At 24.3% G+C, this 18000-nt stretch carries 19 protein-coding genes, 4 pseudogenes and 1 riboswitch; of the genes and pseudogenes, 14 read left to right on the top strand and 9 right to left on the bottom strand.

Annotation, left to right across the window (positions count from 1 at the left end; all coding sequences use genetic code 4):
• Positions 1 to 20 precede the first annotated feature (20 nt).
• The 3 genes from ACQH20_RS05550 to ACQH20_RS05540 all read left to right on the top strand — a co-directional run bounded on the left by ACQH20_RS05550 (position 21) and on the right by ACQH20_RS05540 (position 1296).
• A complete protein-coding gene (locus ACQH20_RS05550) occupies positions 21 to 644 on the top strand; it encodes a hypothetical protein (RefSeq protein ID WP_425376806.1) in 624 nt (207 codons plus the stop codon).
• Between the two features lie 148 nt (positions 645 to 792).
• Positions 793 to 984: a hypothetical protein gene (locus ACQH20_RS05545; RefSeq protein ID WP_425376805.1), complete on the top strand. Its 192-nt coding sequence runs from the start codon at positions 793 to 795 to the stop codon at positions 982 to 984.
• Positions 985 to 1107: 123 nt separating this feature from the next.
• Positions 1108 to 1296 (top strand): hypothetical protein, encoded by a 189-nt coding sequence (locus ACQH20_RS05540; protein ID WP_425376804.1) that lies wholly within the window; start codon positions 1108 to 1110, stop codon positions 1294 to 1296.
• A 638-nt stretch (positions 1297 to 1934) separates the two neighbouring features.
• Here ACQH20_RS05540 and ACQH20_RS05535 read toward each other — a convergent pair.
• The 3 genes and pseudogenes from ACQH20_RS05535 to ACQH20_RS05525 all read right to left on the bottom strand — a co-directional run.
• Positions 1935 to 2375 (bottom strand): annotated as a pseudogene (locus ACQH20_RS05535) (IS30 family transposase); the annotation flags it as partial.
• A 50-nt stretch (positions 2376 to 2425) separates the two neighbouring features.
• A complete protein-coding gene (locus tag ACQH20_RS05530; protein ID WP_425376803.1) occupies positions 2426 to 3646 on the bottom strand; it encodes an IS3 family transposase in 1221 nt (406 codons plus the stop codon).
• Between the two features lie 77 nt (positions 3647 to 3723).
• Positions 3724 to 4228 (bottom strand): annotated as a pseudogene (locus tag ACQH20_RS05525) (helix-turn-helix domain-containing protein); the annotation flags it as partial.
• Positions 4229 to 4422: 194 nt separating this feature from the next.
• On the opposite strand from ACQH20_RS05525, the gene ACQH20_RS05520 reads away from it, so the two are divergent.
• Both ACQH20_RS05520 and hpf read left to right on the top strand, forming a co-directional pair.
• Positions 4423 to 5568, top strand: coding sequence for a hypothetical protein (locus tag ACQH20_RS05520; protein ID WP_425376802.1), 1146 nt, complete (start codon positions 4423 to 4425; stop codon positions 5566 to 5568).
• Positions 5569 to 5734: 166 nt separating this feature from the next.
• The gene (hpf, locus tag ACQH20_RS05515; protein ID WP_174480838.1) at positions 5735 to 6127 is read left to right on the top strand and encodes a ribosome hibernation-promoting factor, HPF/YfiA family; all 393 of its coding nucleotides are present in this window, start codon (positions 5735 to 5737) and stop codon (positions 6125 to 6127) included.
• 82 nt (positions 6128 to 6209) lie between these two features.
• Here hpf and ACQH20_RS05510 read toward each other — a convergent pair whose 3' ends face one another.
• The 3 genes from ACQH20_RS05510 to ACQH20_RS05500 form a co-directional block, all read right to left on the bottom strand.
• The gene (locus tag ACQH20_RS05510; RefSeq protein WP_425377592.1) at positions 6210 to 6512 is read right to left on the bottom strand and encodes a transposase; all 303 of its coding nucleotides are present in this window, start codon (positions 6510 to 6512) and stop codon (positions 6210 to 6212) included.
• Between the two features lie 55 nt (positions 6513 to 6567).
• Positions 6568 to 7290, bottom strand: coding sequence for an IS3 family transposase (locus tag ACQH20_RS05505; protein ID WP_425376801.1), 723 nt, complete (start codon positions 7288 to 7290; stop codon positions 6568 to 6570).
• 154 nt (positions 7291 to 7444) lie between these two features.
• Positions 7445 to 8089, bottom strand: coding sequence for a hypothetical protein (locus ACQH20_RS05500; protein WP_425376800.1), 645 nt, complete (start codon positions 8087 to 8089; stop codon positions 7445 to 7447).
• 99 nt (positions 8090 to 8188) lie between these two features.
• Here ACQH20_RS05500 and ACQH20_RS05495 point away from each other — a divergent pair, with 99 nt between their 5' ends.
• The 3 genes from ACQH20_RS05495 (at position 8189) to ACQH20_RS05485 (ending at position 10638) form a co-directional block, all read left to right on the top strand.
• A complete protein-coding gene (locus ACQH20_RS05495; protein ID WP_425376799.1) occupies positions 8189 to 8743 on the top strand; it encodes an inorganic diphosphatase in 555 nt (184 codons plus the stop codon).
• Between the two features lie 52 nt (positions 8744 to 8795).
• Positions 8796 to 8974: riboswitch (cobalamin riboswitch) on the top strand.
• 135 nt (positions 8975 to 9109) lie between these two features.
• Complete coding sequence (locus tag ACQH20_RS05490; protein ID WP_425377591.1) at positions 9110 to 10348, top strand: IS256 family transposase; 1239 nt, start codon at positions 9110 to 9112, stop codon at positions 10346 to 10348.
• A gap of 74 nt (positions 10349 to 10422) precedes the next feature.
• Complete coding sequence (locus ACQH20_RS05485) at positions 10423 to 10638, top strand: IS3 family transposase (RefSeq protein WP_252319629.1); 216 nt, start codon at positions 10423 to 10425, stop codon at positions 10636 to 10638.
• Between the two features lie 145 nt (positions 10639 to 10783).
• Here ACQH20_RS05485 and ACQH20_RS05480 read toward each other — a convergent pair whose 3' ends face one another.
• The gene (locus ACQH20_RS05480) at positions 10784 to 11470 is read right to left on the bottom strand and encodes a hypothetical protein (RefSeq protein WP_425376798.1); all 687 of its coding nucleotides are present in this window, start codon (positions 11468 to 11470) and stop codon (positions 10784 to 10786) included.
• Between the two features lie 137 nt (positions 11471 to 11607).
• Positions 11608 to 12556 (bottom strand): annotated as a pseudogene (locus ACQH20_RS05475) (IS30 family transposase).
• 58 nt (positions 12557 to 12614) lie between these two features.
• Here ACQH20_RS05475 and ACQH20_RS05470 point away from each other — a divergent pair.
• From ACQH20_RS05470 to sepF, 6 genes are all read left to right on the top strand, one after another.
• Positions 12615 to 13241, top strand: a complete 627-nt coding sequence (locus tag ACQH20_RS05470) for a BspA family leucine-rich repeat surface protein (RefSeq protein ID WP_425376797.1) — start codon at positions 12615 to 12617, stop codon at positions 13239 to 13241.
• Between the two features lie 284 nt (positions 13242 to 13525).
• Positions 13526 to 13957 carry a division/cell wall cluster transcriptional repressor MraZ gene (gene mraZ, locus ACQH20_RS05465; protein WP_252320016.1) on the top strand — a complete coding sequence of 144 codons (432 nt, stop codon included), beginning with the start codon at positions 13526 to 13528 and terminating at the stop codon, positions 13955 to 13957.
• Positions 13958 to 13962: 5 nt separating this feature from the next.
• On the top strand, positions 13963 to 14913 hold the full coding sequence (rsmH, locus tag ACQH20_RS05460) for a 16S rRNA (cytosine(1402)-N(4))-methyltransferase RsmH (RefSeq protein WP_425376796.1): 951 nt from the start codon (positions 13963 to 13965) through the stop codon (positions 14911 to 14913).
• 21 nt (positions 14914 to 14934) lie between these two features.
• Entirely contained in the window at positions 14935 to 16215 is a 1281-nt protein-coding gene (locus ACQH20_RS05455) for a hypothetical protein (protein WP_286642492.1), read from the top strand.
• Between the two features lie 35 nt (positions 16216 to 16250).
• On the top strand, positions 16251 to 17405 hold the full coding sequence (gene ftsZ / locus ACQH20_RS05450) for a cell division protein FtsZ (RefSeq protein ID WP_425376795.1): 1155 nt from the start codon (positions 16251 to 16253) through the stop codon (positions 17403 to 17405).
• Positions 17406 to 17411: 6 nt separating this feature from the next.
• A complete protein-coding gene (sepF, locus tag ACQH20_RS05445) occupies positions 17412 to 17696 on the top strand; it encodes a cell division protein SepF (protein ID WP_174480582.1) in 285 nt (94 codons plus the stop codon).
• Positions 17697 to 17749: 53 nt separating this feature from the next.
• On the opposite strand, the pseudogene ACQH20_RS05440 reads toward sepF, so the two are convergent.
• Positions 17750 to 17959 (bottom strand): annotated as a pseudogene (locus tag ACQH20_RS05440) (transposase); the annotation flags it as partial.
• Positions 17960 to 18000: the final 41 nt, after the last annotated feature.

Genomic DNA, 18000 nt, shown 5'->3' with positions numbered 1-18000 from the left:
TTTATAATCAAGAAAAAGATATGTATAAATTTGATTTTTATAGTGTTGGTATTGATTGAGCTACGGGACCAAAAGACCATACTGTATTTATGGTAGTTGGTTTTAAAGAATATAATAATACTGGTTATTATGATGCTTATATTATTTGTGAATTAGTAGTTACTCCAAATGACTTTATAAATGAAAATGAAAAAATTAATGCTTACGTTAATGAAATTTTAGGATTAATGGACAATTTTGAAAATTTTGAACAAGCAATTTATTTTTATGATGATAAAGCACGAACAGCAATGGATTGATTAAATCAAAAATTAATTGATGAACATAATACTATTTTAATAACACAAACTGCTATTAAACATGCTTCAAATTTAAATCAAGAAGCCGGATTAACTAATAGAGTAGTATGAATGAGAAATATTATGAGTTATGGAAACTTTTATGCGAATAAAGATGATTTACCAAAGACTACTCAATGTTTAGAAGAATTACGTTATGATGAAACAAAAACTAACATTCCTGACAAAAATATGTATCAAGACCCATATGATGCTTTGTTTTATGCACTATATCTATATAAAAATGTAATTAGGGGTAAAAATAATGCTACTGTGAAAAAAAGCATCTTCACATTTGCTATATAATAAATAATTTCAATATCATTAATAGTATAGGTATCACAAAATAAATGCCTTTAATTTAGGCGTTATTTTGCATTTAAAAGCATACTTGTAAAAATAATCAAAAATAGTACAATTTAAAAGTAAAATCAAAGAAAAAAGGAGAAATTTAATGAATCATGAATGAAAACAAATGTTTGAAGCCAAACCTAAACCAAAATATTATAAAAGAAATATTATTATTGGCAGTTTAAACAGAACAGAACAAACTCCATTATTACAAGAAGATATTAGTACTATTAATGAAAATCAAACAGAAATCAATCAAGAACATAAATGTTGTTTACCATGTATAATTTTATAAAGGAGTAATTTAATATGAAAACATGAATAAAAACAAATTTAAGTAAAATAACATTAGCATTAGCGCTAACTGGTGCTACAACTGGAACAATAGGATTAATCATGGGGGGTGCTTACCCATAATATGGAAAATTATTATTTAAAACCAAATGGCGAAAAAGTATATGGAACAACAACTATTTGAGAAAATAAATGTGATAGTTGTAAACCTACAATATCATTATATTTTGATATTAAACCAAGAGAAAAAAATGATATAAAGAGGCTTTTATGTAATCTGGGGACTTTCCTAAAAAATGTGTTTTTTAAATAAATTTTAGTTGTAAAATCACTAAGTTACACAGATTGATGGAAAGTCCCTAGGATTAATAATCTGGATAGTGGTAAGAACGTTGTTCCGTCTCCCACCTTTTTTCTTTTATATTAAAAAAGTTACCAATAAGGTAACTTTTTAATTAGGTGCCAACCTAATTATTTAGAACTAATATAAATTTGAGAACTTTTTTTATTTCATATACTTACATAAGTAAGTCTCTTAATTATACATTAATATTTAAGATTGTGGGGAAATATTATTTTGTTTAGATTTTACTTTTTCTTTAATATAAATAATTAATCATATTAATGCAAAAAATAAACTGAATATTATTAATGAAATTGAAATATAAAATTGTACTATAAAACCAATATTATTGTTAAAATTTGGATTTTCATTTACACCATACGATGCATATTTTAACGCAAAAGCCATTATTATAAATCCGATTGCTAAAAAAAACAAGATATCAAAAATATTTTACTATTTTTTTTATTTAATCAATTTATTTTCATTTTATCAATACTCCTTTTTTATAACATTTTCATTATAACAAATTATCTTTGATTTAATATTATTTTTGAAATAGTTAATTTCTTGAATTGTAAATATAAATGGGACAAATGGGACAGTTTTTAAAATAATTGTATTAAGTCTATTGGGCTTTTATAAGATAGTGATTTTCTGGGTCTAGAATTAATTTGAAATGCTATAGCATTTAAGTCTTTTTGTTTATATAAAGATAGATCTGTAGATTTTGGTAAATATCTTCTTAAAATACCATTATTATTTTCATTTAAACCTCTTTGACAAGGTTTGCCAGGATCTGCAAAATAAATCTTAACATTGCAAATTTTTTCGATTAATTTTCATTTACTAAATTCTTTACCACGATCAAAAGTAATAGTTTTAACTGTTCCTTTTTGTAACTTTGAAATAAATTTTATTATACTTTTTGTAATATTTTCTGCTTTATGATTTTTAGAAACTAAAGGAATTGTGGTTTTTGATCATATATCAGCTAAAGTAATAATAGAACTTTTATGATCTTTACCAATGATAGTATCACCCTCTAATGTGAACTTGTCAAGAAAAGTGGACAATAAAAGTAACCTTTTATTAAATTTTATAAAATAGCATTTGTAAGTGTTAAATTTATAGGTATGAAGTAATTATTTGTTGGTTTGGAATGAGCTAATCGATATTCGATTGGACTCATTCCTTTTAATTTTATTTGAGGTCGATAATTATTATAAAAGTAAATATATTTAGGTAAGTTGTCTTGTATTCATTCAATAGTTCTATTTTTTCTTGGAATTTGATATAGAAATTCTGTTTTCATTGTTCCAAATCAAGTTTCAGTAGCACCATTATCACAGGAATTACCTCTTCTAGACATTGAAATTTTTATTTTTAATTCATCACATAAAATTTTATAAGAAGGATTTGTATAGTGAAATCCTTGATCTGATTGTAAAATTCATGAAGTAGGTTTTTGAGCATTAACTCAAGCTTGGATAATGTTTTGGACAACAAATGTCATGTCTAAACTTGCACTTATTTTATAATCTAATATTTCATTATTATGAAAATCTTTAACAATTGATAAATAATATGTTTTACCATTAGTTAATAAATAAGTTATATCAGTACCTAATTTTTCATTTAAATTAGTAGTTGAAAAATCACGTTTTAATAAATTATCATATCTTAAACTTCCTGATTTAGTTCTATAATCAAATTTTTTTATGCGAACCTTAGCTTTTAAACTCATATTTTTCATATATCTATATACAATATGAAATTTTAATTTTAAATTATAAATTTTGTTAATTCATAAAGTTATCATTTTATAACCATAAATTTCTTGAAATTCATAAAAAATATTTTTAATTATATTAGCTAAAAATGTATCTCATTTATTAAATTCATTCATTCCATTCTTAATTCACTTATAATATCCTGATTTTGAAACATTTAATAATCAACATAAATAACTAATCTGATATTTTTTCTTCAATGAGAAAATCACAAAATATTTCTTCTTTTTTGTCGATTTTTCTAAATACTTTTTTATATCGTTCATTGCCTCAATATATTCAATTAATTCTTGTTTTGTCATTTCATTAAAATTTAAAGATTTGGGTCGACATGTTCTTTTGGTTTTTTTAGCACGAATTCCATTGCCATATTCTAAACCTTTTTCACCTAATAATTTATATGCTTTAATTCATTCTTTTATTGATGATCGACCAATACCATACTCTAATGCGGTTTTATCAATTGTTTTAATTTTACTTATTTTTATTATTTTTAACTTTTCTTCTTTTGATAGTCATTTAGCCATAAAAAAATGAACACCTTCCTTAAAGTATTTTTAACACAAAGGTTACAATTCTGTGTCTACTTTATTCTAGATGTTCAATGACCAAATTCTTGTATATTTTTAATATTAGGAATGATTAAATTTCTTTCATGAATAGATTTACAATTATTAATTCGTACTCTAGTTTCTTTTCGTTTATGAGGTTTATTTTTTCCTTTTCTCAATAAGTTATTTTCATCAAAACCCATTCGATTTGTTTTAAACATGTTATATAAAGTTTTTGTTGAAATACTTTTTATTTTATTTTCCTTTAAAAAATTAGCAATTATATCAAGCGCATAATTTTTAGTAATTAACAAATAATTAATAGTATTAATTTCTGTTAAAGTTAAAATTATTAATTTTCTACCTGCATTTTGCTTCTTTTTTTTGAATTTGATTCAATATTTCTAATGGTAATAAGTTTTGATTTAATAATCTGCAAACTCTATGTACAGTTGATTTACTATAATCAACAGCTTTTGCTATTTTACGAATTGAAAATTCATAACTTTTATATTCTTTTATCGCTATTATTGATTCAATAGTCAGATACTTATACATTGTGCTAATTCCTTTCTTTTCTTAATTATAGAATTAACACAATTTAATTTTTATATAAATGTCCTTTTTAATTTTACAATTCAGGAAGGTTATATTTTCATTTATATTTCATAATTGTCGTTAAACATGTTAATCATCATTTATGATAGAATTTAATATATGAGATTTTAGAGTTGTGAGGTTTTAGTATGGAAGTGTCAGCAGAGAATTATAGAAACATTAATTCTCATAATCGTTGAGGAATTATTGTTAGTTCGGGATTAATGGCAATAACTTTGATTATAAGTTGAGTATTATGACTTATACTTTATCGTACTAATGTTAATGAGATTTTAGTAATTTTAACTGAAGTAATTAATAGTAAAGGCATTACATTTACTCTTACTTTTCAGATTTTAACAATTTTTACTTTAATTTTTTCGGTTATTACTCTAGTGTTTATTACAATTCCATTTATTTTTTTAAATAAATATGGAGTAATAACTTTAGTATGAGCATTAATAGTAGTAGTAATTTCGCTTGTCTTACTTATTGGTTCAGAATTATTAATAAGTTATGGTTATAAAAAAATTTATAGTTATGTTATGGACAAAAAAATTATTAATGTTTTATTTTTTATTTTACCTTGAGGCTTTGCATTAATTTGTAGTTTCTTTTTAGTACTTTTTTCTTTATGATTAATAATGGCTAATTTAAGAAATAAATCAAAAAAAGCATTATCATTGACAAATAATAATGCTTTATCAGCAACAGAAATACCCGCAAGTGTTGAACAAAATTCTCTTTTTGGTGAACAAACTATTGGACCATCATTTACAGATCGATTTTTTAATGAACATGATAAATCAACACAAGGTATAAATATAGTTATTAATAATACTGGTGGAGGTGCACTTCCACAATCAAAATTACTTGATAATCAAGTAACTAGTAATCCAAATCCTGTTCAAACTAATAACAGTAGTAATAACAGTAGTAATGTTGTTAATAGTGAAGTAACTTGAACACCACAACAAATTGAAGAAGTATGAAATAAAGGAGAAATTATTGATGATTATAATCCACAGTTATATCGAAAAGACTATGCGGGTGCGCTAATGTTTAAAAATAACTTTATTAGTAATGTTAAACTTAATGATGATCCTAAAAGTTATAATTGAACTATTATACATCAACGACCTTTATTTCATGGAGGTACTTCTGATATTAGTAATTTACAACCAATGAATAATACTAATGCTATTACTAAAGGTAATAATTATCCACGTTGAAAAACAGCTATTACTTTTAATGGAAAACAAAATTTTTTAAAACAAAAATCATGAAAAGATAAAAAATAGAGTATTAATCATTAATTTAACTGAAGATGATATTAAGCATATTATAAATATAATTGGTATTTTGCTTAGTTGTTAATAATTTAAATTTAATTACACTATTATCTTTTAAAATTTATTTGTTTATGGGAAAATGTATATAATAATTAAAAGATAGGAGCAATTAATCATGCAAGTTATTGTCCATGGAAAAAATATTAATATTACTTATGAAATTAAAAATGCTGTTGATAAAAATTTTAATTATTTACAAGAAAAGTATTCTAAATATATTAAAAAAGATATGATTGCTAAAGTTGGTATTGAAAGAAATAGTAATCATACATATAATATTTCCGTTCATATTCAGTTATTAAATAATAATTTTTTACAGTGTTTAGTAGAAAATCACGATCTTTATGTTGGCATTAATAAAACATTAGTTCCGTTGGAAAAACAATTAAGTCGTTTAAAAACGGTTGCTGATAAAACTGGTGCTGAAAGCGTTGGTCAATTTATAACTAAAGAAATTCTTGATGATAATAGTGAAGTTATTATTGACGTAACAGAAAATAAAGATTAAAGAAAACGTTTATGAGGTAATGTTTAGTAATCTGTGTAACTTAGTGATTTTACAACTAAAATTTATTTAAAAAACACAGTTTTTAGGAAAGTCCCCCATTATCACAGGAATTACCTCTTCTAGACATTGAAATTTTTATTTTTAATTCATCACATAAAATTTTATAAGAAGGATTTGTATAGTGAAATCCTTGATCTGATTGTAAAATTCATGAAGTAGGTTTTTGAGCATTAACTCAAGCTTGGATAATGTTTTGAACAACAAATGTCATGTCTAAACTTGCACTTATTTTATAATCTAATATTTCATTATTATGAAAATCTTTAACAATTGATAAATAATATGTTTTACCATTAGTTAATAAATAAGTTATATCAGTACCTAATTTTTCATTTAAATTAGTAGTTGAAAAATCGGGACTTTCCTAAAAAATGTGTTTTTTAAATAAATTTTAGTTGTAAAATCACTAAGTTACACAGATTGATGGAAAGTCCCGAAAAATCACGTTTTAATAAATTATCATATCTTAAACTTCCTGATTTAGTTCTATAATCAAATTTTTTTATGCGAACCTTAGCTTTTAAACTCATATTTTTCATATATCTATATACAATATGAAATTTTAATTTTAAATTATAAATTTTGTTAATTCATAAAGTTATCATTTTATAACCATAAATTTCTTGAAATTCATAAAAAATATTTTTAATTATATTAGCTAAAAATGTATCTCATTTATTAAATTCATTCATTCCATTCTTAATTCACTTATAATATCCTGATTTTGAAACATTTAATAATCAACATAAATAACTAATCTGATATTTTTTCTTCAATGAGAAAATCACAAAATATTTCTTCTTTTTTGTCGATTTTTCTAAATACTTTTTTATATCGTTCATTGCCTCAATATATTCAATTAATTCTTGTTTTGTCATTTCATTAAAATTTAAAGATTTGGGTCGACCTGTTCTTTTGGTTTTTTTAGCACGAATTCCATTGCCATATTCTAAACCTTTTTCACCTAATAATTTATATGCTTTAATTCATTCTTTTATTGATGATCGACCAATACCATACTCTAATGCGGTTTTATCAATTGTTTTAATTTTACTTATTTTTATTATTTTTAACTTTTCTTCTTTTGATAGTCATTTAGCCATAAAAAAATGAACACCTTCCTTAAAGTATTTTTAACACAAAGGTTACAATTCTGTGTCTACTTTATTCTAGATGTTCAGAAGAGTCAGAAATAAAACAAAATAGTGAAGAATCTTTAGTAATAGAATTAAAAAAAGATCAATTAAAATATATTATTTAAATATTAAAATGTTGTACTAAAATTTGTACTGGCCTAACTAATAATAAATATAAAAGCAAAACTGAAGTAAATTTAATTAAATTAAATGGTACAAATACAATTCAAATCTTATCTTTAAAATGACCAGCACCATACATGTCTAAAATAAAAGCTCAATTATAAAAAGCACTAATTAATGATACTAAAATACAAGTAATAACAACTGTTGGTATTTCAATAATCATTAATCGTTTTCAAGAATTATTAGATTGCGTTTTTCAAAATGGTAATTGCTTAAATAATAATTTAAAACTACTATATAATAACAATAAAGTAATGGTACTTAACATATAAGCAAATTCACCAATTGGTTCAGCATTACCAGAAGAAAAATGAGGTAAGATTAAACTTAGTCAAGGAACAATAATGACAATTAACAAACTATAAGGAAGTTTAATAATTAACAATGCAATTAAATTAATAGTATTACCAAAATCAATTTTTAAAAAAGGTAAAAAAATAGGTGGTGTTTCTAATAAGGTCATTAATGTTGTAACTGCCAATAAACTACTAATTAATGCTATCCTATGAGTACTTAATTTTAAAGAATTATTAATATTACTTTTAAAGTGTTGTCACTTTTTCTCATATTTTAAACTCATCTTTTACTCCTTAAAATACATTTATTATTTTAATTATATATAAAAAAACGTTTATTTATTATATAATAAAATTAATTTTTAAAAGGAGATGAAGTATTAATGAATAAAAGTGAAAATAACATTGTGCAAATGGTAGTTGAAATTTCCAAAGGATCAAGTAATAAATATGAATATGATTGAAAATCTAAAACTATGATATTAGATCGTGTTCTTTATGGTGCTAATTTTTATCCTGGTGAATATGGATATATTCCTGAAACTTTAGATTATGATGGTGATCCTTTAGATATTATTAGTTTAATTACTTATCCAACTTTCCCTGGTTGCTTAGTAGAAGTTAGAGTTTTAGGAATGATTAAAATGATTGACGGTGGTGAAGTTGATACTAAATTATTTGGTGTTGTTAATTCTGATCCACGCTTTAATGAGTATCAAGATCTAAAAGATGTACCACAACATTTACGTGATGAAATTGTTAATTTCTTTTTACAATATAAAGAATTACAAAAAAAGAAAGTCATAATTGAAGGTTGAGGTAACTTAAAAGAAGCATTAACTGAACTTACAACATGTAAAAATATGTTTAAACAATATCAAAATGAAATGAATAATTTACCAAAAGCACAATTAGTGTCATTATTAAACAAAAAATAAACAAAAAGTATAATATATTTTTAATATATTAAATCATTTATCCTTAAATACAACTGAATAAAATTAAATAGATGAACAACTGTTCATAAAAGCGAATTAAGTAATCTTAAGCTGCCTCAGCAACTGTGATACTGATAAAAGTTACATAATCCATTGAAATCAAAGATTTTGAGAAGGGTAACAAGTAAAATGAAGTTAAGCCAGTAGACCTATCTATTTAACACTATTAAACTAATCTCTGGGTGCAGATAACAGTTATATAATTTTATTTGGGTAATGTTTAGTAATCTGTGTAACTTACAAAAATAACTATGTTTAATTAATTCTAGTAAATATAATTAAATGACTAGAAAGAGTGAGTTACAGATGGCTAAAAAGCAAAATATTAATAATAATGATCCAATATCAAAAGCAGTAGATTTATTATTAGAAAATACTGAAGATTTAACAACAGTTTTTAAAGAGGGAGGATTGTATAAAGAATTAACAAAAAGATTAGTAGAAAAAATGTTGAATTCTGAGATGCAAAATTATTTAGGATATGATAAGAATCAACATAGTAATAGTGACAATGCTCGTAATGGTATAAGTTCAAAAAAATTAATAACTCAACAAGGTAAAATTGAGATTGATGTACCACGAGATCGCAATAGTAATTTTAATCCTGTAATAGTTGCAAAAAGACAAAGAAGATTTGAAGGTTTTGATCAACAAGTTCTTTCTTTATATGCAAAAGGTATGACATTTTCAGATATTAGAATGCAATTACAAGAGTTATATCATTGTGCTGATATTAGTGAAAGTGTTATTAGTCAAATTACTGATGATGTTATTGATGATGTAAAAGCATGGCAAAATCGACCATTAGAAAGTGTCTATCCGATTGTTTATTTTGATTGCATAATAGTGAAAGTACGACAAGATAAAAGGATTATTAATAAATCAGTTTATATAGCTTTAGGAGTTGATTTAGAAGGTAAAAAAGATGTTTTAGGTTTATGAATTAGTGAAAATGAAGGTGCTAAATTTTGATTAGCAAATTTAACAGAAATGAAAAATCGTGGCTTAAATGATATTCTTATTGCCTGCAGTGATAATTTAACAGGCATGTCAGAAGCAATACAATCAGTTTATCTTAAAACAGAACATCAATTATGCATAGTTCATCAAATTAGAAATAGTTTGAAATATGTCTCATATAAGCATAGAAAATCTCTAGTTGCAGATTTAAAACCAATTTATACTGCATGTAGTGAAGAACAAGCAATGCAGGCTTTAGAATCCTTTGAAAATAAGTGAAATAAACAATATCCTCAAATTGCTAAATCTTGATATAAAAATTGAGATAATTTAATTGTTTTTATTAGTTATCCTGCAGAAATTAAAAGAGTGATTTATACAACAAATGCTATTGAATCTGTAAATAGTCAATTACGAAAAGTTATCAGAAATAAAAAAGTTTTTCCTAATGATATGGCAGTTTTTAAAATATTTTATTTAGCAATTGAAAATATAACAAAAAAATGAACAATACCCATTCAAAATTGAAATACAGCAATTGCTCATTTTATGATAAAATTTGAAGATAGAATTAATCTAAACTAGTACTTTGTAAAACAAAGATACACAGATTACATAAAAGCCTCGATAATGGTGCTACTGAAACTTGATTTGGAACAATGAAAACAGAATTTCTATATCAAATTCCAAGAAAAAATAGAACTATTGAATGAATACAAGACAACTTACCTAAATATATTTACTTTTATAATAATTATCGACCTCAAATAAAATTAAAAGGAATGAGTCCAATCGAATATCGATTAGCTCATTCCAAACCAACAAATAATTACTTCATACCTATAAATTTAACACTTACAAACGCTATTTTATAAAATTTAATAAAAGGTTACTTTTATTGTCCACTTTTCTTGACAAGTTCAAAAATCACTATCTTATAAAAGCCCAATAAACTTAATACAATTATTTTAAAAACTGTCCCATTTGTCCCATTTATATTTACAATTCAGGTACTTTTTATTAAAAATAATAACGTTTAGCAGAACCTATCTTTCTTTCAACTAAGCTAAATAAGATAAAGAAAAAAATAAATCTTAAAATTTCAATACCAAGTAAAATAAATAATATAATTACTGAATGATTATTAAAATTAAGAATATTATTATCATATTCATCAGGTCTTGATAGGTTAGGACTAAAATAAAGTACTACTAAAGTTAAAGCAAAAGATAAAGTAGCAATAATCGCATTTAAGGGTACTATTACTAGACCAGCACTTACTTTTTTGATAGTATCTACTTTTAAATTTTTACTTTTATTACACAATTTAAAAAGATAGTAGTAAATAAAATAAAAAGAAACAATAAATAAAATATTAGCAATATTATCAAAGAAAATTTGAATTGGCGGATGATCACTATCTGCTAATAAATGTAATCAAGGTTCGATAATACCAATTGCTAATGTATAATATAAACCAATAATTGGTAAAGCAAAAGCAATAATTAATGAATCAAAAATTCTTAATGGTAAAATTACTCCCATAAACTGAATAGGTATTTCAATTAATGAAGAAGCAACAGCTAATCCCAATAAAATTCCTGTCAAAGTAATATTAAAAATTTGTTGTTTTAAATTAATCTTTATTTTTTTCTTTGTTTTTATATCTATTTTTTCTTTTTCTTGGTTAATACTTTTTACTATCATTATAACTTCTCCTTTTTAAAATAGGTATTTAATTAATTAAATACTTATTTATAAAAATTATAAATTACTTTTAATTAAAAAACAAGAAATTTATTAAACCTGAATTGTAAATATAAATGGGACAAATGGGACAGTTTTTAAAATAATTGTATTAAGTCTATTGGGCTTTTATAAGATAGTGATTTTCTGGGTGTAGAATTAATTTGAAATGCTATAGCATTTAAGTCTTTTTGTTTATATAAAGATAGATCTGTAGATTTTGGTAAATATCTTCTTAAAATACCATTATTATTTTCATTTAAACCTCTTTGACAAGTTCAGTTTGCCAGGATCTGCAAAATAAATCTTAACATTGCAAATTTTTTCGATTAATTTTCATTTACTAAATTCTTTACCATGATCAAAAGTAATAGTTTTAACTGTTCCTTTTTGTAACTTTGAAATAAATTTTATTATACTTTTTGTAATATTTTCTGCTTTATGATTTTTAGAAACTAAAGGAATTGTGGTTTTTGATCATATATCAGCTAAAGTAATAATAGAACTTTTATGATCTTTACCAATGATAGTATCACCCTCTAAATGACCAAATTCTTGTATATTTTTAATATTAGGAATGATTAAATTTCGTTCATGAATAGATTTACAATTATTAATTCGTCCTCTAGTTTCTTTTCGTTTATGAGGTTTATTTTTTCCTTTTCTCAATAAGTTATTTTCATCAAAACCCATTCGATTTGTTTTAAACATGTTATATAAAGTTTTTGTTGAAATACTTTTTATTTTATTTTCCTTTAAAAAATTAGCAATTATATCAAGCGCATAATTTTTAGTAATTAACAAATAATTAATAGTATTAATTTCTGTTAAAGTTAAAATTATTAATTTTCTACCTGCATTTTGCTTCTTTTTTTGAATTTGATTCAATATTTCTAATGGTAATAAGTTTTGATTTAATAATCTGCAAACTCTATGTACAGTTGATTTACTATAATCAACAGCTTTTGCTATTTTACGAATTGAAAATTCATAACTTTTATATTATTTTATTGCTATTATTGATTCAATAGTCAGATACTTATACATTGTGCTAATTCCTTTCTTTTCTTAATTATAGAATTAACACAATTTAATTTTTATATAAATGTCTTTTTTAATTTTACAATTCAGGTTTTTGGGTGCTTCACAATTTAATCAAGATTTATCAACTTGAGATGTATCTAGAGTAACAAGTATGTTGAGTGTATTTGCTGGAGCTACTTCATTTAATGGAAATATTTCAAATTGAGATGTATCTAATGTAACAGATATGCTTTCTATGTTTAATGGTAGTTTAAAATTTGATCAAGATCTTTCAAAGTGAAATGTATCTAATGTAAGAAGTGTGGGTGGTATGTTTGCTGGTGCTTCATCATTTAATGGTAATATTTCAACTTGAGATGTATCTAATGTAAGAAGTATGAGTGGTATGTTTACTCGTTGTTTTTTATTTAATCAAGATTTATCAAATTGAAATGTATCTAGTGTAGAAGATATGGTTGGTACATTTGCCAATACTTTAGCATTTAATCAAGATTTATCAACTTGAGATGTATCTAATGTAATAATTATGACTGGTATGTTTGCTGGCTCAGTATTATTTGATCAAGATCTTTCAAAGTGAGATGTATCCAATGTACTAGATCACACTCATTTTGCTGTTGGTTCAGCAATTTCTAATTCTAATAAATTACCTAAATTTAAAAACTTTTTTATTAATAACACTATTTAATTTAATCAAAAGTATTTAATTTCTAAGTAATTAACTATAATAAAACTTAGAATAGTATAATAAAATATTATATTTGTTTTTTATAAAAGCATATAATATTGACAAACGGTAAGTTTAAAAAGTTTTAACTCATTTCTTTATTTTTTTAAAGTAAATGAGTTTTTATTTTTATTATTGTATGCTCTTTTATTTTACTGACTAGTCATACATTTAAAGTAATCAATTGCAATTATATGCCAAAGGTTATATAATATGGGTAATAGTGGGAAAGTGTGGGTGATATTATGCTACTAGGACAATCATTATCAACATTAGATGAAAAGAAACGAATGATAATTCCTTCTAAGTTTAGAAGTTATTTTCATAACAATGAGATTGTTATTGTTTCTAAAGGTTTTGAAGGCTGTTTAGTTATTCGTAACGAAATTGAATTTATTAAATGACAAGATAAAATCTTATCACAATCCGAAGGTCAGAAAGAAGCCAGAATTTTAGCAAGACAAGTATTTGCTAATTCAGAAGAATTAACTATTGATAGTAAAGGTCGCATTAATATTCCACATTCATTATTGACACTAGCTGATATTAAACAAAAAGTAATTATGATTGGACTATCCAATAAAATTGAGATTTGATCAGAAACTAATTGAAATAGTTTTAATCAAGATACCAAGGATAAATTTGAGTCAGCGGCAGCAGCTCTAGATGAGATATAAAAATTATGAATAATATCAATGCAAGACACATTTCTGTAATGTTAACAGAAGCAATTGATTTCTTAAATATTAAACCTGATGGTATTTATGTCGATTGTACATTAGGACGAGCAGGTCATAGTAAAGTTATACTATCAAAACTTACCTCTGGCAAACTATATGCTTTTGATCAAGATCAAATGGCCATTGATAATAGTAAAATTATTTTAAAAGATTTTAAAGATAAATATGAAATAATTAAAAGTAATTTTGCAAATATTCAATCTGAGCTTTTAAAAAGAAATATTACTAAAGTTGATGGTATATTATATGATTTAGGTATATCATCACCACAAGTTGATGAAGATATTAGAGGATTTAGTTATATGAAAGATGCTAAGTTAGATATGCGTATGGATCAAAGTCAAAAATTAAATGCGTGAGATATTGTTAATAATTATAATTATGAGCAATTAAAAACAATTATTAAAAATTATGGTGAAGAAGTATTTGCTAGTAGTATTGCTAAAAATATTATTAAAACAAGAACTTTTCAACCAATTGATACCACTTTACAATTGGTTACGATTATTAAAAAATCATTACCAGTAAGAGTATTAAATAAGCATCATCATCCTGCCAAAAAGACTTTTCAAGCATTAAGAATTGCTGTTAATAACGAGTTAGAAACATTAAAATCTTCTTTAAAACAATCTTTGAAATTATTAAAATCTAATGGTAGAATTGTTGTTATTAGTTTTCATTCTTTAGAAGATCGTATTGTTAAACAAACTTTTAATGAAGTTTTAATTGATCCACAAGCACAATTATATGCTAAATTACCAGTTCATAATAATTGAAAAACAAAATATCAGTTAATAATTAAAAAACCAATTACACCAAAGCCTGATGAAATAAATAAAAATCCAAGAGCACGAAGTGCAAAAATAAGAGTTATTACTTATATTGATTCATAAAAATGTTTGGAGGTGAGCAATATGAATTTTCAAGAACTATATGTTGTATGTCAAATTGAAGATTTTAGTTTAAAAGTTATGGTTAATAATTATGTTAATAATCAAATTCAGGTTTTATATAAAGAAACTGTTGATACTGAACAGTTTTCTGAAAATGGTGTAATTATTAATTCAATTGCTACAGGTAAGTTATTAAGGCAAATTATTAATAAAATTAATAATACTTTAAATATAAAAGTACAACGTATTGCCTTAACTTTACCTTCAAATAATTTAAAAATTTATCAATCACAAGCATCACTTGATTTTAAAGATGCTAATCACATTATCACTGATGAAGATTGTAGTAAAGTGATTGAAATGGCCAAAAACATTACTATTGATAATAGTGAAATTATTTGTTTAACTAAACCATACAATTTTAAAGTTGATCATGCAATTGGTAATGAACAATTACCAATTGCTAAAAAAGGACAAGTTATGCATGTTGATGCTTTAGTTTATTCATTACCTAAAAGTTTATATAATTCTCACCTCGAAGTATTAACTAATGCCGAAACAGAATTGTTAACTGTTACTTTAGATCAATTTGCATTAGTATGTAATATTAAAAATACTGATTTTAATCGTAATACAGTTTTAGTTGATTGAAATATTAATAGTACTAAGATTAGTGTTTTTAGTAATTCAGTATTATTTGCAACAACTAATATTAAAATTGGTTGAAATCAAATAATTCAATCATTAATGAAGCAAATGCATTGTGGTTATGATAAAGCTGAAAGATATTTACAAAAAATTATTAATATAAGTAGTAATTATTTATGCGATGTTGTTGTTGATAAGTATGTTGATGATCAAACAAAATCTATTGTTCGTTTAACAAAAACTGATTTACAAGCAACAGTTAAAAAACAAATTAATGAAATTATTTCTTGTATTGAATATTTTCTTGATGAAGTTAGTGATAATAATAGTTCAGATATGGAAATTATTTTTACGGGAATTACTATTGGTTTATGTGGTTTTGCCAACTATTTTAAAAATAATAGCAAACTAAAAGAAGTAAAATATATGCTCAGCCAAACTCCTGGTGCATATAGTTATCAGTGAACTACTTTAATCGGTAATACTCACTACCAACATTTAGTAAATGTTTTTAGTAATAATTATATTTCATCAATACATAAACCAGAAATTGTATCAAAATTAAATCATTATACGCATTCTAATAATCATGATAATAAGCATTATAATTCCCCCTTTCAACCAAATTATCAGTATAATGATGGTAGTAAATAGAAGAAGACAATTTGATTACTCAGGAGGAAAATAAAATGGAACATAATAATTCACAATTTAAACCAATAGCATCAATTCGGGTAATTGGTATTGGTGGTGCTGGTAATAATGCTGTTAATAGAATGATTGAAGCAGAGGTACAAGGTGTTGATTTTTATGTTGCTAATACTGATGCACAAGTAGTTAATGCATCACCAGCTGAAAATAAAATTATTTTGGGCAAAGAATTATCAAAGGGACTTGGAGCAGGAGCTAATCCTGAAATTGGTAAACAAGCCGCAATTGAAAGTGAAGCAGAAATTAAACGTGCTTTTGATGGTGCAGATATGGTTTTTATTGCTGCTGGTATGGGTGGTGGTACTGGTACTGGTGCTGCATCAATTGTTGCAAGAATTGCTAAAGAATGTGGTGCTTTAACAATTGCTATTGTTACTAAACCATTTAAATTTGAAGGACGTAATCGTAATGCTCATGCTATAGTTGGAATTGAAAATTTAAAGAAACAAGTTGATGCAATTATTATTATTTCTAATGATAAATTATTACAAGTAATTGGTAATATCCCTCTTAAAGATTCGTTTAAAGAAGCAGATAATATTTTACGTCAAGGTGTACAGACTATTACTGATTTAATTGCTGTTCCTGCTTTAATAAATTTAGATTTTGCTGATGTTCGTACTATTATTGAAAATAAAGGTAATGCTTTATTTGGTATTGGAATGTCAAAGGGTGAACATAAAGCTAAACAAGCCGCAACAAAAGCTATTTCTTCTCCTTTACTTGATGATGTGACAATTAAGGGTGCTAAAAATGCTATTGTTAATGTTACTGGTGGAACAACAATGACATTAACTGATGCTAATATTGCTGTTGATTTAGTTCGTGATGCTGCGGGTAATGATGTTAATATCATTTTTGGTGTTGCTGTTAATGAAAATTTAAATGATGAAATGATTGTAACAGTTATTGCCACTGGTTTTGATGAAGAAGGTGCCAATGCTAATAATTTTGTTTATAGTTCAAAAGTTGATAATCATGAATTTATTACCAATAAGACTCAATATTTAAGTGAAGAAATTAAAGAACAAACAAAGAAAAAAGAAGAAGAACAACAAAATTTAGTCCAAGAAGCAGCAATGGAGGCAGATGATGATTTACCATCATTTTTACGAAGACGAAAGGGAGTTTAATTAATTATGGGATGAAGAAGTAAAAAATATAAAGACAATGATGAAAATAGTAATTATAAAACCAGTTTTCAAGAACAAATACAAGAATTTGCTCCTAAAAATTATCAAGAAATTGAATCAGTTGCTAATGCTATGATTTTACAAAAACCAATTAAAGTTAATTTAACAACAACTGTTGAAAATGATCGAAGAAGAATTATTGATTTTCTTTGTGGTATTTCGTATGTTATTGGTTTTGTTGTTGATAAAACTGATATTCATATTTATGAATTTAAAAATGAATTAAGTTAATCTTGACAAATAGGGACTTTTATGTAATCTGTGTATCTTTGTTTTACAAAGTACTAGTTTAGATTAATTCTATCTTCAAATTTTATCATAAAATGAGCAATTGCTGTATTTCAATTTTGAATGGGCATTGTTCATTTTTTTGTTATATTTTCAATTGCTAAATAAAATATTTTAAAAACTGCCATATCATTAGGAAAAACTTTTTTATTTCTGATAACTTTTCGTAATTGACTATTTACAGATTCAATAGCATTTGTTGTAAATCGGGACTTTCCAGCAATCTGTGTAACTTAGTGATTTTACA

Origin of the sequence: Spiroplasma endosymbiont of Aleiodes alternator, assembly GCF_964031135.1 — a bacterium.
Taxonomy (GTDB): Bacteria; Bacillota_I; Bacilli_A; order Mycoplasmatales; family VBWQ01; genus Spiroplasma_E.
This window is presented reverse-complemented; position numbering and strand designations above follow the sequence as displayed.